The following is a 344-nucleotide window of genomic DNA, read 5'->3' as shown; positions in this document are numbered from 1 at the left end:
TGGAAGGGTTGTTATAGACGATGACGTTGATAGGCAGGGTGTGGAAGCGTTGTAAGGCGTTAAGCTAACCTGTACTAATTGCCCGAGAGGCTTAACCATACAACGCCCAAGAAGCTTTAGGCTTTTGGAAGTGTTGTAGACAAGCTAAGCTCTGATAAAGAGCCGCAAGTAGAGTGAAAAGTAGTTACTCACTGATTGAATTAATATTATCTTTCTTAAATTGTTACCAGTTTTTTCCTGGCAGCCATAGCGATACGGTACCACCTGACTCCATTCCGAACTCAGAAGTGAAACGTATTAGCGCCGATGGTAGTGTGGGGCTTCCCCATGTGAGAGTAGGACAC

2 rRNA genes are annotated in these 344 nt (G+C 44.8%); both read left to right on the top strand.

Annotation, left to right across the window (positions count from 1 at the left end):
• Window positions 1–99 (top strand): 23S ribosomal RNA (locus tag IW644_RS19975); the annotation flags it as partial.
• 137 nt (window positions 100–236) lie between these two features.
• A 5S ribosomal RNA gene (rrf, locus tag IW644_RS19970) occupies window positions 237–344 on the top strand; the annotation flags it as partial.

The sequence above is a fragment of the Alteromonas sp. PRIM-21 genome, assembly GCF_027563165.1.
Taxonomy (GTDB): domain Bacteria; phylum Pseudomonadota; class Gammaproteobacteria; order Enterobacterales; family Alteromonadaceae; genus Alteromonas; species Alteromonas macleodii_A.
The sequence above is the reverse complement of the archived record's forward strand: the minus strand, read 5'-3'. Positions and strand labels throughout refer to the sequence as shown.